This is a genomic window from Flavobacterium tistrianum, assembly GCF_003254545.1.
In the GTDB taxonomy this organism is placed as follows: domain Bacteria; phylum Bacteroidota; class Bacteroidia; order Flavobacteriales; family Flavobacteriaceae; genus Flavobacterium; species Flavobacterium tistrianum.
Genome location: NZ_QJRH01000072.1, coordinates 254,203 through 278,339 on the forward strand (window position 1 = coordinate 254,203; position 24,137 = coordinate 278,339).

Sequence of the window (24,137 nt, forward strand, 5' to 3'; positions counted from 1 at the left end):
CACTATTAAAAGTTTAGCACGAAATTATTTTTTTTAACTTTTTTTGTAACGTTTTCCTACATTTGGTCTCTTACTACAAAAATACTAAACCATAAACCATGATTAAGAAGTTTATTTATCTAGAATGGAAGGCTTTTATTAGGTCCGCATCTTTTGGTAAAAATCTGGCAATGAAAATTATAATAGGTTTTTTGATGATCTATTTTTCATTAGTTTTTGTCGCAATGGGCGTTGGAGCATTTTATGTTCTTAAAGACATGAATTTGGAACCATTGGCCACAATAAACAAATTTTTAATTTATTATTTCCTCTTTGATTTGGTAATTAGATTGTTACTTCAATCAATACCGGTTTTAAACATCAAACCATTATTGGTATTGCCATTTAAGAAGCCAGTTATTGTTCATTTTTCATTAGGAAAAACAGCTTTGTCTTTTTTTAATTGGGTTCACGCTTTGTTTTTTGTGCCTTTTTCAGTTGTCTTAATTTTGGAAGGATATGATGTTGTTGGAATCTTTTTTTGGTACGTAGGAGCGATGGCTTTTATTTATATCAACAATTTTTTGAATATTATTTTAAGCAACATCGACAAATTGTTTGTTGTATTTGTGGTATTAATTTTGGCTTTGGCAGGAGCGCAATACTATAAGTTATTTGACATTACAACATTTACAACTCCGTTCTTTCAGAGCTTTTACGATATTGAAGGGGTATTTTTAATTCCTGTTCTGATCTTAATTGGTTTATATGCTTTCACATTTAAATATTTTAAAAACAATTTATATCTCGATGCAGGACTTTCTGTAAAACAAGATGTTGCTACGACAGAAAATCTTTCATGGCTAAACCAATTTGGGACTTTGGGAACTTTCTTAAAAAATGATATTAAACTCATTAAAAGAAACAAAAGATCCAAAACAACCATTTTCATGAGTGTTCTTTTTTTGTTTTACGGATTTCTCTTTTTCGGAAATTCTCATCAGCCTCCGGTAATGCACATTTTTGCGGGCATTTTTGTTTCGGGCGGATTTTTGTTTGTCTTTGGGCAGTTTGTACCAAGCTGGGACAGTTCATATTATCAGTTGATGATGACGCAAAATATTCCGTATCGAGGTTACATTACTTCAAAATGGTGGCTCATTGTTATTGCAACTTTTCTCTCTACAATATTAGCTTCCTTTTATTTGTTTTTGGGATGGGAAATTTATCTCACAATTGTAGTTGGAGCAATTTATAACATTGGAGTCAATTCTCATTTAGTACTTCTTGGCGGAGCATTTACTAAAACACCAATAGATTTAAGTAACGCTGGAGGTGCTTTTGGAGATAAAAAGGCATTCAATGTAAATGCAATGCTATTAACGCTTCCAAAAATTTTACTGCCTTTAGGACTTTACGCAATCGGACTTTATTTGAATAATAAAAATCTTGGGTTAGCTTTGGTTGCTGGAGCTGGAATTTTAGGATTTGTGTTTAAAGAAAAGGTATTTTCATTAATAGAAAAAAGATACAAAGTAGAGAAATACAGTACAATAAGTGCTTATAAACAAAAGAGTTAATTTGATAATTAGAGAATTTGTCAATTAGAAAATCCAAATAAAAAAGACAATTTTTTAATCTAAAATCAACAATCTAAAATCTAAAATTACATCATGATACAAGTAAATCAGCTTTCAAAAATATATAACGGTACTACAGTTTTAAACATCAGCAATTTAGAAATCCCAAAAGGACAAAGCTTTGGATTGGTGGGAAATAACGGAGCAGGGAAAACAACATTTTTCAGTTTGCTTCTAGATCTTATTCAGCCTTCAACAGGATACATAAAAAGTAATAATATTCAAGTAAATACAAGTGAAAACTGGAAATCTTTTACAGGATCTTTTTTAGATGAAAATTTCCTTATCGGATATTTGACTCCAGAAGAATATTTCTATTTTATCGGAGATTTACGTAATCAGAACAAAGCAGATATTGATGCATTGCTAGCGAAACATGAAGAGTTTTTTAATGGTGAAATTTTAAAGAACAAAAAATATCTTCGTGATCTTTCTAAAGGAAATCAGAAAAAAGTAGGAATTATTGCAACGCTTATTGGAAACCCAGAAGTCGTAATTTTAGACGAACCTTTTGCAAATTTGGATCCAACTACAGTTAGCCGGTTGAAAAAAATTATTAGAGAATTGGCAGATAATCCGAATGTAACCGTTTTGGTTTCAAGCCATGATTTACAACATACGGTGGAGGTTTGTGATAGAATTGTTGCGCTTAACAAAGGCGAGATTGTCAAAGATATTCAAACCTCAAAAGAGACCTTACAAGAATTAGAATTATTTTTTGCTGTGTAAGAATTTCTATATTTCAAAAAGAACCGTATTTTTACAAGTGATTATACTAAAATTGGTTTTTAGTAGTTATGTGTTTTAAACTCTTTTCTATTGAAAAAGAATACTCTTAAATATAGTTTTATTCCCATTTTTTTATTCTTTTTGATAGCTTGTTCTACCAAAAAGAATACCTTTTTGGCTCGAAGTTCTCACTCGATTGGGACAAAGTATAATATTCTTTATAACGGAGGAATCGGCCTTGATAAAGGATTAAAGTCTATTCAGGCCAATAATGAAGATAATTTTTGGAAACTGCTGCCAATTGAAAAAATGCAGTTTGATGAAAATTTTTCTGAAGGTGAAAAAGCTAAAAATCCTGATTTTGAAAAAGCAGAAACTAAAGCTACAAAAGCCATTCAGAAGCACTCCATGAATATTGGCGGAAGAGAAAGAAACTGGCAGATGGATGAAGCGTATCTAATGCTTGGGAAAGCAAGATATTATGATCAGCGTTTTATTCCAGCAATTGAGGCATTCAATTATATTTTATACAAATACCCAGAAAGCAATAACATTTATACCGCAAAAATCTGGCGCGAAAAAACCAATATGCGTTTAGGCAATGATGCAATTGCTCTTAAAAACATTAAGCTTTTACTTAAAAAAACAGATTTAGATAAACAGACTTATGCTGATGCCAACGCGCTTTTAGCAGAAGCTTTTCTTAATTTGGAACAAAAAGACAGTGCCGTTTCTAGACTTAGAGTTGCAGAACAATTTACAAAAAACAATGAAGAACGTGCAAGATATCGTTTTATACTTGGCCAGATGTATCAGTCAGAGGGTAAACGTGACAGCGCCATTTATTTCTATGATGCTGTTATTGATTTAAACAGAAAGGCAGACCGTAAGTATATGATGCACGCTTACGCGAAAAAAGCACAAATGTTTGATTATGGGAAAGACAATGATACTATTTTCTTAAAAACATTTAATAAATTGGTGACTGATCGTGAAAATCGTCCTTATTATGATGTTCTTTTTTATGAAATGGGAGTTTATTATGATAAAAAGAAAGATCAGGAAAATGCCTTGAAATTTTACAATAAATCTTTAGGCAGAAAATCTAAAGATCCATATTTGATGGCTTCTGCCTACAGAAATATTGGAAATATGTATTTTAAAAATACAGATTACTCAATGGCTGCCAAATATTATGATAGTACTTTGGTAAAACTGGATCCTAAAACCAGAGAATATGCTTTTATAGAAAAAAACAGAAAAAATCTTGACGACGTAATTAAATACGAAGCCATTGCAAAACGCAACGACAGTATTATTAAGGTATACAACCTTCCGCCAAACGAAAAGAAAGATTATTTTGAAAATTATATTGCCGAGCTTAAAAAGAAAGATGAAGCAAAACGCCTTTTAGAAGAAAAAGAAAAGGAGCGATTGGCCAATATTGACCGAAATTCTCAAGCAGATTTTTCAGGAAATGGAGCCGTAAATCCTAATTCTTTAGGTAAACCAGTAGAACCACAAGGAATTGCAATGCCTCCAGGCGGAAATGATAATGCAAGTACATTTTATTTTTACAATCCAACAACTGTTGCTTACGGAAAACTGCAGTTTAAAAAAATGTGGGGAAGCAGAACATTGGGCGGAAATTGGAGATTGGCAGGAGTACGATCAGCAAACGATGCAGCAATGAAAGACACCATTAATACGCAAGAAGTTGCCAATGCACTGAAAGATACAATTGTTCCAGAAAAATATACTGTAGCCTATTATGTAGAACAGCTTCCAACTTCGCAAGCTGCGATGGATAGTATTGGTAAAGAACGTAATTTTTCATACTATCAATTAGGACTTATATATAAGGAGAAGTTTAAAGAATATAATCTGGCTAGTGATAAACTGGAACAGTTGCTTAAAAATAATCCTGAAGAAAAGCTCGTATTGCCATCTATGTATAATTTGTACAAAATTTATCAGATTACAAATCCGGCAAAAGCAGAAGCTATTAAGGCAGAGATTTCTACGAAATATCCTGATTCGAGATATGCTCACATTTTAAATAATAAAGAAGACGATCCGAGTTCTAGTCCCGATAAAGAATACCAGAAATGGTATAAACTTTTTGAAGAAGAGAAATTTGACGAGGTCCTAGCCAATATAGATAACCTGATTAATCAATATTCAGGAGACGATATTGTATCTAAATATGAATTGCTAAAAGCCAATACTTTAGGAAAAGTAAATGGTTTGGAATCGTATAAAAAAGGACTTGAGAATGTGGCTGACAATTACCCAAATAGCGAGGAAGGTAAAAACGCCAGAGAAATTCTAGAGAAACAAGTGCCTGTTTTGGAGAAACTTAGTTTTACAACAACCGATACTAAAAACTGGAAAATATTATATCGTGTTTCTAACAGCGATACAAAAGCAGTTAAAAGAATTGAAGAAGCAATCAGAGTATTTTTATTAGTTGAAAATTACGAAAGATTGACAACATCTTTGGATAAATACAATAAAACAGAAAGTTTTGTAGTTATTCATGGTTTAAAATCTGAGGCTTATGCAAATGATGTTGCTGGAGTTTTCAGAGACGATAAAAAATATAAAATCCCAGATCAAGCTATAATAATATCAAATGATAATTACAAGATCGTTCAGATCAAAAAGAATTTGGACGTATACTTGACCCCGAAAACCCCTTAAATCTTAACCGCCATGTTTGAAAAAGTAAAGAAAAATGGAACTGAACAATTAGGACGAACAAATAGAATTGTAGAAGGAACATCAATAGTAGGAGACATAGTCTCAAAAGCCGATTTTAGATTAGACGGCGAATTGATTGGAAACTTTACTTCACAAGGCAAAATAGTGATTGGGGCCAAAGGAGCTGTTAAAGGAGAAATAATTTGTAATAATGCTGATATTGAAGGAGAATTTCACGGAAAGATAAAAGTTCTGGAAACCCTTAATATTAAATCGACTGCTCAAATACACGGAGAAGTGGCAGTAGGAAAACTTTCAATAGAACCAGGAGCCGACTTCACAGCAACCTGCACGATGCTTGCCCACTCGAATCCTGTAATCATGCTAGAAGATGGAAAAGGAACCGAATAATGATAGAAGAAATAAATGGTTAGCATTTATTAATATTCCCTTTCAAATGGGAGTAATCATTTTTGTGTTTTCATATTTTGGGACTTGGCTTGATGAGAAACATCCAAGCCCAAAAGTTTATTATAATACCATTTTTGTGTTAGCGGGAGTTGGAGTTGCATTATATAATGTAATCCGACAAGTAAATGATATCAATAAAACAAAGTAGTTTGTATATAAAATGCCTTGAGATAAAAGTTGCATCTTTGCACTAAAATTATTTCAAATGCTTTCAAAAAATTACAAACCGATTTTTTATTTGTTATGCCTTGCTTTAGGTACCTATATTCTACATAAAGCCATTTTTTTATTTAGTGAAATTAGTACGGAGAAATTTCATTACAGTTTAGAATTACTGTATTTATCCTTCTTCATAATTTCATCTTTATTATACCTTATATTATTAGTAGTAAAAAAGAAGAATTTTGAAATCGTTGGGATGACATTTCTATTTGGAACTTTTACACAAATGTTATTAGCCTATTTAGTTCTGCAGCCAATTTTAAAAAATCAAACTGGGGAAACCAATATTGAAAAAGTCAGTTTTTTTATAACATTTGTGCTGTTTTTGTTATTTCAGACGCTTTTAACTGTCCGATTATTAAATGAAAAGCCTTAAAATAACAATTCTTTAAAACAAGGTTTAAAAATAATTTTTCATATCCTTTTGAATATTAATAAAAAATGTACCTTTGCACCAAATTTTAGAAACGTAAAAAAATAAGATTTTCCACGATATGGTGATTTCAAACAAACCACTCAGCTTTATTCTTGCTGCTTTTGTAGCTTCTCTACCGATTATGGGTTTTGCAAATCCAGAGAATGACTCGACGCATGTTCAAACTCAAACTGCTCATGAAGAGAAAGTAGTTTCACATAATGCTCACCAAGAAGGAGAGCATGTTGCTCTTGACCCAAAGGCAAAAGTGGATGCTTTTATTGATCACCACTTACAAGATTCTCATGACTTTGTTTTCTTTTCAGATGAAAAAGAAAATAAGCATTATGGTTTTTCATTACCAGTTATCCTTATTGATGGAGGTTTAAAAGTTTTCTCTTCTTCAAAATTACACCACGGAGAAGAAGTTGCAGAAGTTGACGGTAGCTACTACAAATTAGTTCACGGTAAAATTTACAAAACAGATGCTGCTGGAACAATTAACTTTGATGAGCACGGTCATCCATCAAACGAAAAACCATTAGATTTTTCGATTACTAAAAATGTTGTTTCAATGCTTTTCGTATCAGTATTATTGTTCTTCATGTTTACTGGTTTAGCAAAATCATACAAAAAAGGACCAATCCCAACAGGATTTGGTAGAGTTTTAGAACCACTTGTAATTTTCATCAGAGACGAAATTGCTGTTCCAAATATTGGAGAGAAAAAATACCGTAAATATATGGGTTACCTATTAACTGTATTTTTCTTTGTTTGGATCTTAAACTTATTAGGAATGACTCCGCTAGGAATCAACGTAACAGGAAATATTGCTATTACAGTTTGTTTAGCAGCCTTTACATTTATCATTACTCAATTTAGTGCAAACAAAGATTATTGGGGACACATCTTCTGGATGCCAGGAGTACCAGTTCCGATGAAAATTATCTTAGCTCCAATTGAGGTTTTAGGAACATTAACAAAACCATTCGCATTATTAATTCGTTTGTACGCAAACATTACTGCAGGTCACGTAGTAATTATGAGTTTAATTGCAATGATTTTTGTTGGAAAAAATTTAGCAGCAGATTTACCAATCTCTTTAGGATTAACTTTGTTTATCTCTGTTATTGAAGTTTTAGTTGCATTTTTACAAGCGTTTATCTTCACAATGTTATCATCATTGTTTATTGGTATGGCTGTTCAGGATCATGATCACGCTCACCACCACGAAGACGAAACAGCGATTATTTAATTTTTAGAAGTTTAATTTTATATATATAAATAGTTATGGGAACAATTCCAACTTTAGTAGGTGCTGGTTTAGTAGTAATCGGTGCAGGTTTAGGTTTAGGTAAAATCGGTGGATCTGCTATGGACGCTATTGCTCGTCAGCCAGAAGCTGCTGGTAAAATTCAAACTGCGATGATTATTATCGCGGCTTTATTAGAAGGTTTAGCATTCGCTGCTTTAATCTTAGGAAAATAATAAAGAGAGAAATAACAGCATCTTTAACGGTTGGTTAAAGATGTTGTTACTTTTAAAAAAGAAATTAAATATTTAATATAGTTATAAAATGGATAAGTTAATTAACGATTTTTCATTCGGATTATTCTTCTGGCAAGCTTTAATCTTGGTAATATTAATTTTGCTTTTAGTAAAATTTGCTTGGAAACCAATTATGGAATCTATTACTGCAAGAGAAGAAGGTATTAAAAATGCATTGCTTTCTGCTGAAAATGCAAAGAGAGAAATGGAAAACTTACAAGCTGACAATCAAAGAATTTTGAATGAAGCTCGTGCAGAACGTGACGCGATGTTGAAAGAAGCTCGCGAAATGAAAGAGAAAATGATTGCTGATTCTAAAAACGAAGCTCAAGAAGCTGGTCAAAAAATGATTGATCAAGCTAAAGCGGCTATCGAAAGCGAAAAAAATGCTGCAATGGCAGAATTGAAATCTCAAGTTTCTTCTCTATCATTAAGTATTGCTGAGAAATTATTGAAAGAAGAATTATCTAACAAAGAATCTCAAACTAAATTGGTTGAGAAAATGTTAGGTGACGTAAAGTTAAACTAAGATTATGGCAGGTACAAGAGCAGCAATTCGTTATGCAAAAGCAATTCTGGACTTAGCAAACTCTAAAGGTGTTGCCGAAGCTGTAAATAACGATATGAAATCAATTGCAAATGCAATTGAGACAAATACAGAATTGAGTACATTTATTCAAAACCCAACAACAACTGTTGAAGTTAAGGAAAGTGCTCTTTTAGAAGTTTTTGCAAATGTAAATGGAGTAACAAAAGGATTGTTCCGTTTATTATTTGAAAACAAAAGATTTGAAATTCTAGATGCAATTGCAGTAGAATACAATAAATTATTTGATGAAAACAATGGAGTTGAAGTAGCAAAAGTTACAACAGCAATTCCAATGGATGCTGCTTTAGAAGCTAAAGTTTTAGCAAAAGTTGCAACTTTATCAGATAAAAAAATTACAATTGAAAATATTGTAGATCCTTCAATCATTGGTGGATTTATTTTGAGAATAGGAGATAATCAATACAATGCTTCTGTTGCAAACAGATTACAAGTATTAAAAAGAGAGTTAAGTAATTAGTTTTTATAACACAAAAGTGTCTAAATTATAAATTAAGATGGCGGAAATCAAACCTGCTGAAATTTCAGCAATATTAAGAAAGCAAGTAGAAGGTTTTGAATCTGGTGCTACGCTAGAGGAAGTAGGAACAGTACTTCAAGTTGGAGACGGTATTGCTCGTGTTTACGGGCTATCTAATGTACAATATGGAGAGTTAGTAGAATTTGATAACGGTATGGAAGGTATCGTATTGAATCTTGAAGAAGATAATGTTGGGGTTGTATTATTAGGACCATCAACTGGACTTAAAGAAGGATCTACTGCAAAAAGAACTCAACGTATTGCTTCTCTTAAAGTAGGTGAGCAAATGGTAGGACGTGTTGTTAACACTCTTGGTTTTCCAATTGATGGAAAAGGACCAATTGGTGGAGACTTATACGAAATGCCTTTAGAAAGAAAAGCACCTGGAGTTATCTTCCGTCAGCCAGTAACTGAACCATTACAAACTGGAGTAAAAGCAGTTGATGCTATGATCCCAGTTGGACGTGGACAGCGTGAGCTTGTAATCGGTGACCGTCAAACAGGTAAATCAACTGTTTGTATCGATACAATCTTAAATCAAAAAGAATTTTACGATGCAGGAAAACCTGTATTCTGTATATATGTTGCAATTGGACAAAAAGCTTCAACTGTAGCAGGAATCGCAAAAATGTTAGAAGAAAAAGGAGCAATGGCTTATACAGTTATCGTTGCTGCTAATGCTTCTGATCCAGCTCCAATGCAAGTTTATGCTCCATTCGCTGGTGCTGCTATTGGAGAGTACTTTAGAGATTCAGGTCGTCCAGCTCTTATCGTTTATGATGACTTGTCTAAACAAGCTGTTGCTTACCGTGAGGTTTCTCTTTTATTAAGAAGACCACCGGGACGTGAGGCTTACCCTGGAGACGTTTTCTACTTACACTCTCGTTTATTAGAGCGTGCTTGTAAAGTAATCGCTGATGATGGTATCGCTAAAAACATGAACGATTTACCAGATTCTATTAAATCTATCGTAAAAGGTGGTGGTTCATTAACTGCTTTACCAATTATCGAAACTCAAGCTGGTGACGTTTCTGCATATATCCCAACAAACGTAATCTCTATTACAGATGGTCAGATTTTCCTTGATGGGGATTTGTTCAACTCTGGGGTTCGTCCTGCAATTAACGTAGGTATCTCTGTATCTCGTGTTGGAGGTAATGCTCAAATTAAATCAATGAAAAAAGTTTCTGGAACTTTAAAATTAGACCAAGCTCAATTCCGTGAATTAGAGGCTTTCGCTAAATTTGGTTCTGACTTAGATTCTGTTACTTTAAACGTAATTGAAAAAGGAAAAAGAAACGTTGAGATCTTGAAACAAGGTTTAAATGATCCTTATACAGTTGAAAACCAAGTAGCAATTATCTACGCTGGTTCTAAAAACTTATTAAGAAATGTTCCTGTTAATAAAGTAAAAGAATTCGAAGCTGATTTCTTAGCTTACTTAAACAGCAAACATAAAGACACACTTAACGCTTTGAAAGCTGGAAAATTAGATGACGCTATTACTGACGTTATCGAAAAAGCAGCAAAAGAAGTTTCAGCAAAATATAACTAATTAGATAATTCGTTAATTAGATAATTAGATAATGTTAAGCATTATTCTAATTATCTAATTTTCAGATTGTCACATTTTCTAATTAATAGATGGCAAATTTAAAGGAAATCCGTAATAGAATTACTTCCGTTTCATCGACGATGCAAATTACATCGGCTATGAAAATGGTTTCTGCTGCAAAGCTGAAGAAAGCACAAGATGCAATCACTGCAATGCGTCCTTATGCCGAGAAATTGACGGAGTTATTGCAAGATCTTTCTGCTACACTAGAAGGTGAAATAGGAGGAGATTACACTACACAACGTGAAGTAAAAAAAGTATTGTTAGTAGCTGTAACTTCAAACAGAGGTTTATGTGGTGCTTTCAATTCGAATATTATTAAAGAGATTAAAAATCGTACTGATTTTTATGCTGGAAAGCAAGTTGACGTTTTTGCCATTGGTAAAAAAGGTGGAGATGCTTTAATTAAAACGCATAAAATTCACGGTCATCATAATGCAATTTTTGATAATTTGACATTTGAAAATGTTGCTGGAATTGCAGATGACTTAACACAAAAGTTTTTAACTGGAGAATACGACAGAATTGAGTTAGTTTACAATCAGTTTAAAAATGCTGCAACTCAAATTGTTCAAGTTGAGCAGTTTTTACCGTTAACTCCTATTAATACTGATGCAACAACTGCTTCTGGAGATTATATTTTTGAACCAGGAAAAGAAGAAATTGTATTAGCTTTAATTCCTAAGTCTTTAAAAACACAATTGTACAAAGGTATTCGCGATTCATTTGCTTCTGAGCATGGAGCTCGTATGACTGCAATGCACAAAGCAACAGATAATGCAACTGCTTTAAGAAACCAATTGAAATTAACTTATAACAAAGCTCGTCAAGCTGCGATTACAAGTGAGATTTTGGAAATTGTAGGTGGAGCAGAAGCTTTAAACGGATAATCTGTTACATAATAAATAAAAGAAAAGCCAGCATTAGCTGGCTTTTCTTTTATTGGAAGTTTTTTTCTTTTTTAAAAATACTTTTATAAAATGGTGATTCTCAAATTACAGTTAAGTTGAGAATCACTACCATTTTATAAAAATAGACAGATAACTCTGTGTGCTTTGTCTTTCATGGGAACAAACTAGCTTTATTAATCCCAATGCTCTGTTTTTTTAAGGGTTACAATACAGCAGAATCAATCCCTTGTGCTTTGTCTTTTGTGGGAACAAACAAGCTTTATCAGTCCCAGTGCTCTGTTTTTATTAGGGTTACAATACAGCTGAATCAATCCCTTATGCTTTGTCTTTTATGGGAACAAACAAGCTTTATTAGTCCCAGAGCTTCTTTTTTTTAAAGGGTTGTATCTAGCTTTCTCATTCCCTTTGAAACAAATTTAGTCAAAGACTGTAAAAAAAATGTTACATAATTTTTAACTAAATTTTATATATTTCACATGTTCTGTTAAAAAACAGTGTTATAATTAGCTAAAGATAAGTATTTTAAGATTAATTTGTACAATAATTCTTCTTTTTTTGTTAAAATTTTTTCTCAAAGTTTATTTCCGCTCGGCTTATCTTATATTTTAAGTATTTTTGAATTTCTATTCTTTTAAACAATGGCCTTACAAATAAAAGAGCTTACTACCATCGAGGATATGGTAGCTCAAATAAGTACTATTCGATTTTTATATCCAAACATATCCCTTGAAAAATATAAATCATTTCTTTCTGAAATGCTTCCGCATAATTATATTCAGATTGCAGTTTTTGAAGATGATACATGTCTTGGCTTAACAGGCTGCTGGTCGGCTACAAAACTTTGGACAGGAAAATATCTTGAGATTGACAATTTTGTTGTTAATCCAGAATACAGATCTAAAGGAATCGGTAAAATGCTAACCGATTATGTAGATAAAAAAGCTATTGAGTTAAATTGCAGTAGTATTGTTTTGGATGCATTTACAGGAAATTTTGGAGCTCATAGATTTTATTATAATCAGGGTTATGCGCCTAGAGGATTTCATTTTGTGAAAATTTTGGACGAAAAGAAATTGACGGTTTAAAAACAATCAGAAGTTTTCTTTATTGCGTCAACAAAAGCACCATTAAACAAAAGAAATGGTTATTTTTGTCTTACAAACATTATTAGAATTATATTTTGGGATTATATAAAAGTCTATTCAAGCAAACGGCAATTTACGGACTGGCTACAGTTTTACCTAGAATGCTTAGTTTTTTATTAGTGAGATTATATACTGGAATTTTACCAACAGCAGAGTATGGTGAAGTTTCAATCGTATTGTCTTGGATGGTTTTCTTTAACGTGGTTCTTTCGTACGGAATGGAAACTGCATTTTTTAGATTTTACAGTGCTGAAGAGGATAAGAAAAATGTAATCGCAACATCTACCATTTCAATATTTTGGACCTCAATAATTTTTCTTTTCGCTGGTTTGATTTTTAGAAATACATTGGCAAACTTAGCCGAAGTAGATGTTCAATACATTACTTATACCATTTGGATTTTAGTTTTAGACGCATTGGTCTTAATTCCGTTTTCTAAACTTAGGGCAAATCAGAGGCCGATGGTTTATGCGGCTATTAAGATTGGAAATGTTGTGATAAACTTATTGCTGAATATATTCTTTTTAATGTATCTTCCAAAATTGGCAGAGGCAAACCCAAATTCTATTTGGGATAATTTATACGTACAGAATTTCCAGATTGCTTATATTTTCATTGCAAACCTTTTGGCAAGCTTGGCTACATTTATTGTTCTTTCTCCAAATTACCTTTCGCTTGGACGAAAATTCGATCCTGTTCTTTGGAAAAAAATGATGAAATACGGACTTCCGATTTTAGTTGCCGGATTGGCTTTTGCTGTCAATGAACATTTTGATAAAATCTTATTGGGTTATTTGCTTCCTGAAAATTTAGCAAAGTCTGAAGTTGGTGCTTATTCTGCATGTTACAAGCTTGGATTGTTTATGGTTCTTTTTGCAACAGCTTTTAGATTAGGAATAGAGCCTTTCTTTTTTAGTCACGCTAAAAATGAAAATGCTCCTCAAACCTATGCTGTTATTACCAAATATTTTGTGATTTTAGGATCATTGATTTTATTAGGTGTAATTGTTTTTGCAGATGTTTTAAAATATTTATTATTAGATAACAAATCGTATTGGGAAGCTATGAAAGTTGTGCCATTAATTATTTTGGCAAATTTCTTTTTGGGTATTTACAATAATCTATCGGTTTGGTATAAACTGACAGACAAAACAAAAATTGGTGCATATATTTCTATTGTAGGAGCCATTGTTACATTGATTTTAAATTATCTTTTAATTCCAAAATATAGCTATTACGGATCTGCAATTGCAACCATTTCGGCTTACGGAAGTATGATGCTTATTTCTTATGTTTTAGGAAATAAATATTATCCAATTCCTTATGATATGAACAAAATTGGTACTTATTTGGGCGTTTCAATAGTATTTTCAATAATCTCATTTTACGGATTTAGGGAAAAATATTATGTTGGAATTCCGCTTCTTTTAATCTTTATGTACATGGTATACCATTTTGAAAAAGATACCATAAAAGGAATAATGAAGAGGAAATAAGACGCTTTAAAAATTATATTCAAAAAATGAAAATTCAAATTATCAATAAATCACAGCACGATTTACCAAATTACGAAACGATTGCATCTGCAGGAATGGATCTGCGTGCCAATATTTTAGAACCAATTACGTTAAAACCTTTAGAAAGAACAATTGTAAAAACAGGACTTTTTATCGAATTGCCAATTGGTTACGAAGCGCAGGTAAGGCCAAGAAGTGGTCTGGCAGCAAAAAAAGGTGTAACTGTTTTAAATTCTCCAGGAACTGTTGATGCAGATTACAGAGGAGAAATCGGAGTAATTTTAGTAAATTTATCTAATGACGATTTTGTAATCGAAAATGGAGAGCGAATTGCACAGCTGATTATTGCAAAACACGAAAGAGCTGAATGGATCGAAGTTGAAACACTTTCTGAAACATCAAGAGGTGAAGGAGGCTTTGGTAGCACTGGAGTAAAATAATAGAAAAACGAAGACCAAACCCAATGAAGATTTTGACAGATCTTCCCATAAAAATCAAATAAAGAATGAAAATAATTGTGCCAATGGCAGGCCGCGGATCAAGATTGAGGCCTCATACTTTAACAGTTCCAAAACCGTTAATTCCAGTTGCAGGTAAATCTATTGTACACCGTTTAGTTGAAGATATTGCCAAAATATTAAAAGAACCGATTGAAGAAGTTGCCTTTATTTTAGGAGATGAAGCGTTTTTTGGAGATGATGTTGTAGCAAGTTTAGAAGATCTGGCTAAAGGATTAGGAGCAAAAGCTTCAATCTATCGTCAAGATCAACCTCTAGGAACTGGCCATGCAATTATGTGTGCGAAAGAATCTCTTTCTGGACCAGCTGTAATTGCTTATGCAGATACTTTAATTAGAGCCGACTTCGAATTAGATCCAGAAGCAGATGCTGTAATCTGGGTAAAACAAGTAGAGCAGCCAGAAGCTTTTGGTGTTGTGAAACTGAACCAAAATAATGAAATTATAGAGTTGGTTGAAAAACCAAAAGAGTTTGTTAGCGATTTAGCTGTTATCGGAATTTATTATTTTAAAGAAGTTGGAATTTTAAGAAATGAACTTCAGAATGTTTTAGATAATAATATTCAAAATGGTGGAGAATACCAGATTAATGACGGTATCAAAGCTATGATGGCAAACGGAAAAGTTTTCAAAACAGGAAGCGTAGACGAGTGGATGGATTGCGGTAACAAAGACGTTACGGTTGAAACCAATACAAGAATGTTAGGTTTTCTTCACAATGACGGAGAGCATTTAGTAGATTATGGTGTTACTTTAGAAAATTCAACAATTATTCCTCCATGCTATATTGGACAAAATGTAGTCTTGAAAAATACGACAATTGGACCAAATGTTTCTCTTGGAAATGGCTGTCATGTAACAGACAGTACAATCAAAAACAGTTTGATCCAGACTTATTCTCAAATTAAAAATGCTGCTTTAGATAATGCAATGATCGGAAACCACGTAAGTTATGATGGGAAATTTACAAGCATCAGCATTGGAGATTACGCTGTTTTAGAATAAAATAAAAATTATGAAAGTTTCGTTTTGTTTAAAATGTAATTTTTACAGATGATTAAAAAAAGAGTTTTTACACTATTGGTTTTTGCTTTATTCAGCACATCATTTTCCGTTTTTGCTCAGACGGAACCCGAAGATATTGCTATGGCAACAGACGAATATCAAGACTCATTTTATGAATCATTAAAACAAAAAGGAATTGAAAATTATGATAAAGCCATTGTATCATTGGAGAAGTGTATTAAACTTAAACCCAATGATGCAGTTGCTTATTTTGAATTAGGGAAAAACTATTTTGCGTTAAAAGAATATCAAAATGCGCAGACTGCTTTTGAAAAAGCCACACAGCTTGATCCTAAAAATAAATGGTTTTGGCTTGGAATTTATGATGTAAGTTACGAGACAAAAAACTATCCTTTGGCGATTGAAATCATTCAAAAAATAATTGTTTTTGACGAAGAATATAAAGACGATCTGATTTCGTTGTATATGATTACCAATCAATATGATAAAGCATTAATTGCGATTAATGAAATGAACGATAAGTTCGGAAAATCTTCTGATCGAGAGATTTACAAAGCGCAAATTTTATCTCAAGGAAAATATCAGAATGCTGAAATTGATAATCTAATTCAACAGATTAAAAAAGATCCGAAAGAAGAATCCAATTATTTGAATTTGATTCTTTTGTATTCAAAAAGTAATGAAAACGAAAAATCACTTGAAGTTGCAAAACAACTGGCAAAAGAAATTCCAAGTTCAGAATGGGGGCAGGTGAGTTTGTTCAAAACTTATTTAGATGCCAATCAGGCAGATAAAGCTATAAAATCGATGAATGTGATTTTAGCAAGTTCAAAAATCGATTCAAAAATCAAACACAGGACTTTGAATGAATTTTTGATTTATGTAAATAAAAATCCACAGTATGCTGCCGATTTAGAAAAAGCCATTTCCTATTTTGATAATGACAAAGATGTTGACGTTGCCAAAGAAATTGGAAAATTTTATCATAGCAAAGGACAGTTTGAAAATGCGATTAAATATTATGAAAAAGATTTAAAATCAAATTCAGATACAGATCTTGAAACCAATATGTTATTGTTGGAAGCTTACGTGCAGACAAAACAATATGAGCCAATGACCAAAAGAGCCATGATGCTGATTGAAGTTTATCCTAGTCAGGCTCAGTTTTACTATTATGCTGGCTTAGGGAGCAATCAGCAGAAACAATTTAAAAATGCAAAAACCGTCTTAGAAATGGGTCTTGATTATGTAGTGGATGACGTAAAATTAGAATCAAATTTTAATATTCAATTAGGAGAGGCATACAATGGATTGGGAGATGCAAAGAAAAAAGAGGAATACTTTTTGAAGGCAAATGAATTATTAAAAAAGAAAAAATAAAATTTAGATGAAAAAATATATATCAATACTAGTATTGTCTATTGCTGTAATTTCATGCAAATCCAAAGCAGTAGCGGTGCAAGGAAATCCAAGCCAGACAATTGTAGAGAAAGAAGACAAAAAAGTAATTGAAAAACACTACGACAACAAGTTAGATTTTTCAACTTTGTATATAAAAGCAAGTGCAAGATATGCTGATGAAAAACAAAGCCAAAATGTTACTGCTGAAATTAGAATCGAAAAAGACAAGCAGATTTTAATAAGCGTGCGTTTCTTAGGAATCACGATGGCTAAAGCTTTAATAACACCTTCTGCAGTAAGTTATTATGAAAAAATGAATGGAACTTATTATGAAGGAGATTTTACAAGCTTAAGCAAATGGCTTGGAACAGATTTAGATTATTCTAAAGTTCAAAATTTATTAGTTGGAGAAGCTTTTGACGATTTAAGAAAAGGAAAGTACACTCAGACTATTGTGGATAATTTGTTTAGACTTGACGAAGAAAAGGATGCCAATTTAAAAAAGACCTTTTTCTTAGATGGAGAAAAATATTTAATTCAGAAAGAAGAGATTTCGCAGCCGTCTGAAAACAGGACATTGCAAATCGCTTATTCAGACACCAAAACTTTTAATCAAGGAATATTACCAACAAGCATAGAAATCAATGCCGTTCAGCCAAAAGGCAAAACAAATATTAATTTGAATTACAACAATATTTCATTTAATGAAGAACTTTCTTTTCCGTATAGCGTTCCAAGCGGTTATAAAAAAGTTACAATTAAGTAAATTTGCAAAATAAAAACAGAAACATGCCAAAATTTCTTCTAAGTCTAGTTTTAATTTGTGCCACTACATTTGTATGGGCGCAGGATTCGCAGCAAGAAAAACTGGAACAGCGCAAAGCTCAAATTCAGCAGGAAATCAAAGAGAACGAAAAGATGTTGCAGTCTGTTCGAAAAAAAGAGAAATCTGCTGTTAACGAATATTTAATTCAAGCAAACAAAATTAAACTTAAAGAGAAATTAATCAATACGACAGCCAAACAAGAAAAGCTGATTAGTAATGATATGTATATTAATCAAGTTCAGGTAAATAAACTAAAAAAAGAACTTAAAGTTCTAAAAGAAGATTACGCTGAGATGATTTTGAAATCGTACAAAAGCCGTTCTGAGCAGAGTCGTGCCATGTTTATTTTATCTTCTGAAAGTTTCTTGCAAGCTTACAAAAGAGCACAATACCTGAAGCAATATACTACATTTAGAAAAAATCAAGGTCTTGAAATTCAGTCAAAAACAGCACAGTTAGTTGATTTTAATGCAAAACTTGATGGACAAAGACAAGTAAAAAAGAAAATAATTGCTGAAAATCAAAAAGAGAAAATTTCTCTCGAAGCAGAAAAAAAGGAACAGCAGAAATTAGTTAATTCGCTTAAAAAAGATAAAAATAAAATTATCGCTGATACCAAATCCAAACAGCAGGAATCGAGAAGAATTGATGCAAAAATTAAAGACCTTATTCGAGAACAAATTAGGAAAGCAAATGAAGAAAGACGAAGAAAAATAGAAGAAGAAAGACAAAGAATAATAGCTGAGAATAAGAAAAAAGGTGTTGAGACTAAAGATGATGATTTGCCAAAACCGCCACCGCCTGCCTCTTCAGACAGAATTGAATTAACACCTGAAGGTAAAATTTTAGCTGCCGATTTTAAAGCGAACAGAGGAAAGTTGCCTTGGCCGGTTGAAAAAGGATTTATATCTCTTGGTTATGGAGATAACCCTCATCCGTTGCATCCATCAATTACGGTGCACAATTCTGGAGTTGAGATTACTACAGAAGATGGCGCAACAGCTCGCGCGGTTTTTGAAGGAACAGTGTCAAAAGTGATTGCTTTGTCTCCAGTAAACAAAGCAGTTTTTATTCAGCATGGTGATTATTTTACTGTCTATCAAAATCTTAGTTCTGTGTCAGTTGAACAAGGCGATAAAGTAAAAGTAAAACAAAGCCTTGGAAAAGTAAGGACAAGTGGTGATACAGGAAGAACAATTATTAAATTCCTTATCCTTCAAAATACTTCATACAACAATCCAGAAGGATGGTTGCAAGGTAGATAAAAACTTAAGGGAGCATTTAGCTCCCTTTTTTATTCAATTATATTTTAATCATATTGTTCTAAAAAATATTTTACAACATCTGTTGTGGTTACGATTCCTTTAAGTTCTCCATTGTCTACAACAGGAAGTGCATGGAAATCTTCTTTTACAAAAATTTCTGCTAAATCCCTGATTATGGTATCAGAAGAAACTGTTCTTGGCTTAGAGGTCATGACTTGAGGAACAGTCAACATTTCTAGTATAGCTTCATCAGCATTATCCTGACCTTCAAACAAAGCTCCAAAAGTTAATCGGTTAATATCGGTTCGACTAATTATTCCAACCACTTCTTTTCCCTTAACAATCGGAATATGGCGAATTGTATTTGTTTTTAATTTTTCGACCACTGTTTTAAGATCATCTTTTTCGTTTGCAGTCACAACAGTTTTTGTCATAATGTGGCTAATTGGTTCTCTTTTTTTCATGATAGATTAGTTTTATATTTACATCAAATATGTAGAATAATTCCCTCAAACGCTATGATCTTTATCAGCTTTTAAAACAATTAAAAGAACATGTAATACCACTAAATTTTAGTATTTTTGCAGTATGGAAACAAATAGACAGAAAAAAATAGGCGGTGTTCTTCAGAAAGATCTGGTTGACATTTTGCAAGGTGAAGTGAGAAAAAACGGGATTACAAACTTAGTAATTTCAGTATCCAAAGTAAGTGTAACTACAGACTTATCTGTAGCGACTGTATATCTAAGCATTTTTCCGCAAGAAAGAGCCAAAGAAACTTTAGAAGCAATAAAAACAAACACAACTTTAATCAAACATGATTTGGCGCAGCGTGTGCGTTTGCAATTACGCCGTGTTCCGAATTTGGTGTTCTTTATAGACGATTCTCTAGACTATATAGAGAAAATCGACAATGCACTTGCAGGAAAAGAAAACCCAATAGAAAATCGTGATCTTTTAGAAAAAAGAAGAAAGTCGTAATTTGAATTTTCCCTTATACATAGCCAAACGATATATTTTTAGCAGTAGTAAAAACAATGCTATTAATATTATCAATCGAATTGCCAGCATGGGAATCATTGTTGGTACAATGGCTTTGTTTGTAGTTTTATCTGTTTTCAGCGGACTTAAAGTTTTTAGCCTTTCATTTACAAATGAAATTGATCCTGATTTAAAATTGACGAGTACCTATGGAAAGTCTTTTTTACTTACTCCAGATCAGGAAAATCAGATAAAGAAAATCAACGGTGTTGCTTCTTACACCAAAATTATAGAAGAACGAGTTTTATTTCTATTCAAAGACAAACAGCAAGTTACCTATTTAAAAGGCGTTGACAGTTTATATCCAGTTGTTAACGATATCAAGAAAAAACTTTTTAATGGTCAATGGCTTAAACCAGATAGTTATCAAGTTATAATTGGTTATGGTTTGGCTCAAAATTTCTCAATGGGAATTTTGGACTTTGAAAATCCGCTTCAGATTTTTGCTCCAAAACCAGGAAAAGGCGGAATTGAAAATCCAGAAGAAGCTTTCAATAAAACAGATGTTCTGCCCGTTGGAATTTACTCCATCAGCGAAGATTTAGATTCAAAATATGTATTTGCAGATTTAGGTTTAGTGCAGGAATTATTAATGTACAAGCACAATCAAATCTCTGGATTGGAATTTAAATTAAAAGAAAATGCAGATGAAGAAGCGATAAAGAAACAGCTTAATTCTATTTTTAAAGATAAAATTACTTTAAAAAACAGAGCACAGCTGAATGAGTCTTTGTATAAAATGCTTAATACCGAAAACATTGCAGTTTATCTGATTTTTACATTAGTTATCATTGTGGCTCTTTTTAACTTGATCGGAGCTTTGATTATGATGATTTTAGAAAAGAAAGGAAATCTTAAAACACTTTTCAATTTAGGATCGGATATTGGTGATCTTCGAAAAATATTTCTGCTTCAAGGCACTTTGTTAAGTGTTTTTGGAGGCTTGATCGGACTTGTTTTAGGTATCATCCTTGTAATATTACAGCAGAAATTTGAACTTATTATGATTACGCCAACCTTGGCTTACCCAGTTGTTTTTACAGTGGAGAATGTTTTGATTGTAATGACAACAATTATCTCTTTAGGATTTGTTGCTTCGCTAATAGCAAGCAGTCGAGTAAGTAAAAAATTACTAGATTAATTTTTCTTTCGAAATATTACTTATATTTACCGCCTTGAAAATCTACAGCATATGATTGTTTCTGCCTAATCCTATTTTATTTTTTAGAATAATTAGGATACTTACGTTTTACTTTTTTAGTTCAGATTGAGATACATCTGGACCAATTTTATCATTTATCCTAAAATATCATGACAGAAACATCTATAAAGAAAAGCTTCTTTTCTAAATTTTTTACCACAATTAAACAAGCCTTAAAAGGCGACGAATCTTTTGACTATACTTCTGGAAGTATAAAAAAAGCTGTAATTCTATTGGCCATTCCGATGGTTTTAGAAATGATGATGGAATCGGTTTTTGCTCTAGTTGATTTATATTTCGTTGGGCATTTAGAACATAGCAGTTTTGCAATTCAGACCGTTGGTTTAACCGAATCGGTATTGACTGTAATTTACTCACTTGCGATCGGAATGAGTATGGCAGCAACCGCGGTTGTAGCACGAAGAATTGGAGAAAAAGATCCAGTCGCTGCTGCAAAAGCTGGAATGCAAGCTATTATTATTGCATTTGCAATTAATAGTATAATGAGTATTTTCGGAATTATATACGCAAAAGATATTCTGATTTTAATGGGTTCTTCTGTAGAATCTGCCGAACATGGTTTCCGATTTACTCAAATTATGATTGGTTCGAGCTTGTGTATTATGCTTTTATTTCTAATAAATGGAATTTTCCGAGGAGCAGGAAATGCAGCAATCGCCATGAAAAGCCTTTGGATTGCCAATATTTGCAATATCATTTTATGTCCGATTTTAATTAACGGTTTCGGACCCGTTCCAGCTTTTGGATTAATAGGTGCTGCTTTAGCAACAACAATTGGAAGAAGTATTGGAGTTATCTATCAAGTATATCATTTATTCTTTGGAAACGGAATTTTAAAAATTAAGATTACGTATTTCGCTCCGGATTTTACGCAGATAAAAGCTTTGGTGAAAATTGCGGCTCCAGGAATTTTACAATTTGTAATTGCATCTTGCAGTTGGATTTTCTTAGCACAATTGGTTGCAACAACAGGAGGTGATCATGGTTCAGCTGGATATCAGACAGCATTACGAATAATGATGTTTTTCATTCTTCCAGCTTGGGGATTAAGTAATGCTGCAGCGACATTGGTTGGACAAAATTTAGGAGCCAAACAAATTGATCGTGCAGAAAAATCCGTTTATACAACCGCAAGATATAATGTAATTTTCATGGCTTCGATTATGATTATTACTTTGGTTTTTGGGCAATATATTATTTCGTTTTTCACGAATGATCAGCAGGTCAAAACCATTGCGATTGAAGCATTGCAAATTATGAGCATCGGATTTATTTTCTACGGAATCGGAATGGTTTTAATCAACACTTTCAATGGAGCTGGAGATACCTGGACACCAACAGGAATTAATTTCTTCGGTTTTTGGTTGTTCCAGATTCCATTGGCTTTTGTTCTTGCCAAACATTTTAACATGGGACCAACAGGAGTTTTTATTGCTATTCCTGTTGCTGAAACGGCCATTACTTTGACTGGAATTGTTTTTTATAAAAGAGGAAAGTGGAAAAGAGTTCAAGTATAATACAAATAAAAATGCCTTCAATATTGAAGGCATTTTTTGTATCACATTTTTGTCATTTCGACGAAGGAGAAATCTCCGCGAGAAGCTCGACAAAGATTGGGCTTTCATTACGGAGTTACTTGTGGAGATTTCTCCTTCGTCGAAATGACAATGATCGTGGTTATTTTGTGTTTATGTCAGCCTAAAACTTGACAAAGATTAATTTATTATTTTAAACAAATTCATATCCCGCATAAACCTCTTGGATTTCTTTCATAATAGCGAATAAATCTTCAGGAGCATCTGTGGTAACCAGTTTTTGTTTGAATTCTTTAAACGAATGAATTCCTTTGAAGTAATTGGTATAATGGCGACGCATTTCTACAATTCCTAAACGCTCGCCTTTCCAATCCATTGACCATTGTAAATGATTTCTAGCCGCTTCAACACGATCAATAACCGTTGGAGCAGGTAAGTGCTCGCCTGTCTTGAAGTAGTGTTTGATTTCGTTAAAAATCCACGGATAACCAATTGCAGCGCGACCAATCATGATACCATCAATTCCGTATTCATTTTTATATTTTAATGCTTTTTCTGGACTGTCGATATCGCCATTTCCGAAAATTGGCATTGTAATTCTTGGGTTGTTTTTTACACGTGCAATATGTGACCAGTCAGAATGGCCTTTGTACATTTGTGCACGGGTTCTAGCGTGAATTGTCAAAGCTTGAACACCAATATCTTGAAGTCTTTCTGCAACTTCATCAATATTAATTGAGTTGTCGTCCCAGCCTAAACGTGTTTTTACAGTAACAGGCAAATCAGTTCCTTTGATAACCGCTTTCGTTAAACGTACCATCAAATCAACATCTTTTAAAACTCCTGCACCTGCACCACGACAAACGACTTTTTTTACTGGACATCCAAAATTGATATCTACTAAATCTGGTTTTACAGTCGAAACAATTTTAGACGACATTTCCATTGCTTCTTCATCACCACCAAAAATCTGAATTCCAACAGGACGTTCGTAATCAAAAATATCCAGCTTCATGCGGCTTTTTATGGCGTCACGAATTAATCCTTCCGATGAAATAAATTCAGAATACATTAAGTCAGCTCCATGCGTTTTGCATAATCTGCGAAACGGCGGATCACTGACATCTTCCATCGGTGCTAATAATAAAGGAAATTCGGGTAATTCTATGTTGCCAATCTTGACCATCTTCGTAATTTTTTGCAAAATTACAACTTTTTAATCGAATTGGCACAATTCGAGGTGCAAAGGCTCAAAGCAACAAAGGTTCAAGGGCTTTTTTAT

The 24,137-nt window shown here is 32.8% G+C and carries 24 protein-coding genes; 22 read left to right on the forward strand and 2 right to left on the reverse strand.

Annotation, left to right across the window (positions count from 1 at the left end):
- Positions 1 to 98: 98 nt before the first annotated feature.
- The 19 genes from DMB71_RS17890 to DMB71_RS17980 all read left to right on the forward strand — a co-directional run bounded on the left by DMB71_RS17890 (position 99) and on the right by DMB71_RS17980 (position 19,057).
- Positions 99 to 1,559 (forward strand): DUF5687 family protein, encoded by a 1,461-nt coding sequence (locus DMB71_RS17890; protein WP_111368375.1) that lies wholly within the window; start codon positions 99 to 101, stop codon positions 1,557 to 1,559.
- Positions 1,560 to 1,652: 93 nt separating this feature from the next.
- Positions 1,653 to 2,348, forward strand: coding sequence for an ABC transporter ATP-binding protein (locus DMB71_RS17895; RefSeq protein WP_111368376.1), 696 nt, complete (start codon positions 1,653 to 1,655; stop codon positions 2,346 to 2,348).
- A gap of 90 nt (positions 2,349 to 2,438) precedes the next feature.
- Positions 2,439 to 5,051: a type IX secretion system periplasmic lipoprotein PorW/SprE gene (porW, locus tag DMB71_RS17900; RefSeq protein WP_111368378.1), complete on the forward strand. Its 2,613-nt coding sequence runs from the start codon at positions 2,439 to 2,441 to the stop codon at positions 5,049 to 5,051.
- A 12-nt stretch (positions 5,052 to 5,063) separates the two neighbouring features.
- Positions 5,064 to 5,462, forward strand: a complete 399-nt coding sequence (locus DMB71_RS17905) for a bactofilin family protein (RefSeq protein ID WP_111368379.1) — start codon at positions 5,064 to 5,066, stop codon at positions 5,460 to 5,462.
- A complete protein-coding gene (locus DMB71_RS17910; protein ID WP_111368381.1) occupies positions 5,443 to 5,670 on the forward strand; it encodes an AtpZ/AtpI family protein in 228 nt (75 codons plus the stop codon). Before DMB71_RS17905 ends, DMB71_RS17910 begins: the two co-directional genes overlap by 20 nt.
- Positions 5,671 to 5,727: 57 nt before the next feature.
- A complete protein-coding gene (locus tag DMB71_RS17915) occupies positions 5,728 to 6,120 on the forward strand; it encodes a hypothetical protein (RefSeq protein WP_111368383.1) in 393 nt (130 codons plus the stop codon).
- Between the two features lie 118 nt (positions 6,121 to 6,238).
- The gene (atpB, locus tag DMB71_RS17920) at positions 6,239 to 7,414 is read left to right on the forward strand and encodes a F0F1 ATP synthase subunit A (protein WP_111368385.1); all 1,176 of its coding nucleotides are present in this window, start codon (positions 6,239 to 6,241) and stop codon (positions 7,412 to 7,414) included.
- Positions 7,415 to 7,449: 35 nt separating this feature from the next.
- Positions 7,450 to 7,647, forward strand: coding sequence for an ATP synthase F0 subunit C (atpE, locus tag DMB71_RS17925; RefSeq protein ID WP_008465835.1), 198 nt, complete (start codon positions 7,450 to 7,452; stop codon positions 7,645 to 7,647).
- Positions 7,648 to 7,735: 88 nt separating this feature from the next.
- Positions 7,736 to 8,236 (forward strand): F0F1 ATP synthase subunit B, encoded by a 501-nt coding sequence (locus tag DMB71_RS17930; protein WP_008465836.1) that lies wholly within the window; start codon positions 7,736 to 7,738, stop codon positions 8,234 to 8,236.
- Between the two features lie 4 nt (positions 8,237 to 8,240).
- Positions 8,241 to 8,774: an ATP synthase F1 subunit delta gene (atpH, locus tag DMB71_RS17935; RefSeq protein ID WP_111368387.1), complete on the forward strand. Its 534-nt coding sequence runs from the start codon at positions 8,241 to 8,243 to the stop codon at positions 8,772 to 8,774.
- A gap of 37 nt (positions 8,775 to 8,811) precedes the next feature.
- Positions 8,812 to 10,389: a F0F1 ATP synthase subunit alpha gene (atpA, locus tag DMB71_RS17940; RefSeq protein WP_111368389.1), complete on the forward strand. Its 1,578-nt coding sequence runs from the start codon at positions 8,812 to 8,814 to the stop codon at positions 10,387 to 10,389.
- Positions 10,390 to 10,478: 89 nt separating this feature from the next.
- The gene (atpG, locus tag DMB71_RS17945) at positions 10,479 to 11,339 is read left to right on the forward strand and encodes an ATP synthase F1 subunit gamma (RefSeq protein WP_111368391.1); all 861 of its coding nucleotides are present in this window, start codon (positions 10,479 to 10,481) and stop codon (positions 11,337 to 11,339) included.
- A gap of 659 nt (positions 11,340 to 11,998) precedes the next feature.
- The gene (locus tag DMB71_RS17950; RefSeq protein ID WP_111368392.1) at positions 11,999 to 12,445 is read left to right on the forward strand and encodes a GNAT family N-acetyltransferase; all 447 of its coding nucleotides are present in this window, start codon (positions 11,999 to 12,001) and stop codon (positions 12,443 to 12,445) included.
- A 95-nt stretch (positions 12,446 to 12,540) separates the two neighbouring features.
- The gene (locus DMB71_RS17955; RefSeq protein WP_111368394.1) at positions 12,541 to 14,001 is read left to right on the forward strand and encodes a lipopolysaccharide biosynthesis protein; all 1,461 of its coding nucleotides are present in this window, start codon (positions 12,541 to 12,543) and stop codon (positions 13,999 to 14,001) included.
- Between the two features lie 26 nt (positions 14,002 to 14,027).
- Positions 14,028 to 14,462 (forward strand): dUTP diphosphatase, encoded by a 435-nt coding sequence (gene dut / locus DMB71_RS17960; protein ID WP_111368395.1) that lies wholly within the window; start codon positions 14,028 to 14,030, stop codon positions 14,460 to 14,462.
- A 65-nt stretch (positions 14,463 to 14,527) separates the two neighbouring features.
- A complete protein-coding gene (locus DMB71_RS17965) occupies positions 14,528 to 15,544 on the forward strand; it encodes a sugar phosphate nucleotidyltransferase (protein ID WP_111368397.1) in 1,017 nt (338 codons plus the stop codon).
- 48 nt (positions 15,545 to 15,592) lie between these two features.
- On the forward strand, positions 15,593 to 16,945 hold the full coding sequence (locus tag DMB71_RS17970; protein ID WP_111368398.1) for a tetratricopeptide repeat protein: 1,353 nt from the start codon (positions 15,593 to 15,595) through the stop codon (positions 16,943 to 16,945).
- A gap of 7 nt (positions 16,946 to 16,952) precedes the next feature.
- Positions 16,953 to 17,732 carry a DUF4292 domain-containing protein gene (locus DMB71_RS17975; RefSeq protein ID WP_111368400.1) on the forward strand — a complete coding sequence of 260 codons (780 nt, stop codon included), beginning with the start codon at positions 16,953 to 16,955 and terminating at the stop codon, positions 17,730 to 17,732.
- A 23-nt stretch (positions 17,733 to 17,755) separates the two neighbouring features.
- Entirely contained in the window at positions 17,756 to 19,057 is a 1,302-nt protein-coding gene (locus DMB71_RS17980) for a murein hydrolase activator EnvC family protein (RefSeq protein WP_111368401.1), read from the forward strand.
- Between the two features lie 44 nt (positions 19,058 to 19,101).
- Here the strand turns inward: DMB71_RS17980 and DMB71_RS17985 are convergent, their stop codons facing one another.
- A complete protein-coding gene (locus DMB71_RS17985) occupies positions 19,102 to 19,521 on the reverse strand; it encodes a CBS domain-containing protein (protein ID WP_111368403.1) in 420 nt (139 codons plus the stop codon).
- Between the two features lie 124 nt (positions 19,522 to 19,645).
- Here DMB71_RS17985 and rbfA point away from each other — a divergent pair, with 124 nt between their 5' ends.
- From rbfA to DMB71_RS18000, 3 genes are all read left to right on the forward strand, one after another.
- Positions 19,646 to 20,038: a 30S ribosome-binding factor RbfA gene (gene rbfA / locus DMB71_RS17990; RefSeq protein ID WP_111368404.1), complete on the forward strand. Its 393-nt coding sequence runs from the start codon at positions 19,646 to 19,648 to the stop codon at positions 20,036 to 20,038.
- Between the two features lies 1 nt (position 20,039).
- Positions 20,040 to 21,239: an ABC transporter permease gene (locus DMB71_RS17995; protein WP_111368406.1), complete on the forward strand. Its 1,200-nt coding sequence runs from the start codon at positions 20,040 to 20,042 to the stop codon at positions 21,237 to 21,239.
- A gap of 170 nt (positions 21,240 to 21,409) precedes the next feature.
- Positions 21,410 to 22,837: an MATE family efflux transporter gene (locus tag DMB71_RS18000; RefSeq protein WP_111368407.1), complete on the forward strand. Its 1,428-nt coding sequence runs from the start codon at positions 21,410 to 21,412 to the stop codon at positions 22,835 to 22,837.
- Positions 22,838 to 23,048: 211 nt separating this feature from the next.
- On the opposite strand, the gene dusB is transcribed toward DMB71_RS18000, so the two are convergent.
- Positions 23,049 to 24,041, reverse strand: a complete 993-nt coding sequence (gene dusB / locus DMB71_RS18005; protein WP_111368409.1) for a tRNA dihydrouridine synthase DusB — start codon at positions 24,039 to 24,041, stop codon at positions 23,049 to 23,051.
- Positions 24,042 to 24,137 lie beyond the last annotated feature (96 nt).

What these genes read in the sequence shown, in the direction of transcription:
- DMB71_RS17910 (WP_111368381.1), top strand. Translation starts at nt 5,443, where the DNA reads ATGGAAAAGGAACCGAATAATGATAGAAGAAATAAATGGTTAGCATTT.
- DMB71_RS17985 (WP_111368403.1), bottom strand. Translation starts at nt 19,521, where the DNA reads ATGAAAAAAAGAGAACCAATTAGCCACATTATGACAAAAACTGTTGTG.
- dusB (WP_111368409.1), bottom strand. Translation starts at nt 24,041, where the DNA reads ATGGTCAAGATTGGCAACATAGAATTACCCGAATTTCCTTTATTATTA.
- DMB71_RS18000 (WP_111368407.1), top strand. Translation starts at nt 21,410, where the DNA reads ATGACAGAAACATCTATAAAGAAAAGCTTCTTTTCTAAATTTTTTACC.
- atpE (WP_008465835.1), top strand. Translation starts at nt 7,450, where the DNA reads ATGGGAACAATTCCAACTTTAGTAGGTGCTGGTTTAGTAGTAATCGGT.
- dut (WP_111368395.1), top strand. Translation starts at nt 14,028, where the DNA reads ATGAAAATTCAAATTATCAATAAATCACAGCACGATTTACCAAATTAC.
- DMB71_RS17890 (WP_111368375.1), top strand. Translation starts at nt 99, where the DNA reads ATGATTAAGAAGTTTATTTATCTAGAATGGAAGGCTTTTATTAGGTCC.
- DMB71_RS17965 (WP_111368397.1), top strand. Translation starts at nt 14,528, where the DNA reads ATGAAAATAATTGTGCCAATGGCAGGCCGCGGATCAAGATTGAGGCCT.
- DMB71_RS17950 (WP_111368392.1), top strand. Translation starts at nt 11,999, where the DNA reads ATGGCCTTACAAATAAAAGAGCTTACTACCATCGAGGATATGGTAGCT.
- atpB (WP_111368385.1), top strand. Translation starts at nt 6,239, where the DNA reads ATGGTGATTTCAAACAAACCACTCAGCTTTATTCTTGCTGCTTTTGTA.
- atpA (WP_111368389.1), top strand. Translation starts at nt 8,812, where the DNA reads ATGGCGGAAATCAAACCTGCTGAAATTTCAGCAATATTAAGAAAGCAA.
- rbfA (WP_111368404.1), top strand. Translation starts at nt 19,646, where the DNA reads ATGGAAACAAATAGACAGAAAAAAATAGGCGGTGTTCTTCAGAAAGAT.
- DMB71_RS17915 (WP_111368383.1), top strand. Translation starts at nt 5,728, where the DNA reads ATGCTTTCAAAAAATTACAAACCGATTTTTTATTTGTTATGCCTTGCT.
- DMB71_RS17930 (WP_008465836.1), top strand. Translation starts at nt 7,736, where the DNA reads ATGGATAAGTTAATTAACGATTTTTCATTCGGATTATTCTTCTGGCAA.
- DMB71_RS17980 (WP_111368401.1), top strand. Translation starts at nt 17,756, where the DNA reads ATGCCAAAATTTCTTCTAAGTCTAGTTTTAATTTGTGCCACTACATTT.
- DMB71_RS17895 (WP_111368376.1), top strand. Translation starts at nt 1,653, where the DNA reads ATGATACAAGTAAATCAGCTTTCAAAAATATATAACGGTACTACAGTT.
- atpG (WP_111368391.1), top strand. Translation starts at nt 10,479, where the DNA reads ATGGCAAATTTAAAGGAAATCCGTAATAGAATTACTTCCGTTTCATCG.
- DMB71_RS17970 (WP_111368398.1), top strand. Translation starts at nt 15,593, where the DNA reads ATGATTAAAAAAAGAGTTTTTACACTATTGGTTTTTGCTTTATTCAGC.
- atpH (WP_111368387.1), top strand. Translation starts at nt 8,241, where the DNA reads ATGGCAGGTACAAGAGCAGCAATTCGTTATGCAAAAGCAATTCTGGAC.
- DMB71_RS17905 (WP_111368379.1), top strand. Translation starts at nt 5,064, where the DNA reads ATGTTTGAAAAAGTAAAGAAAAATGGAACTGAACAATTAGGACGAACA.
- DMB71_RS17975 (WP_111368400.1), top strand. Translation starts at nt 16,953, where the DNA reads ATGAAAAAATATATATCAATACTAGTATTGTCTATTGCTGTAATTTCA.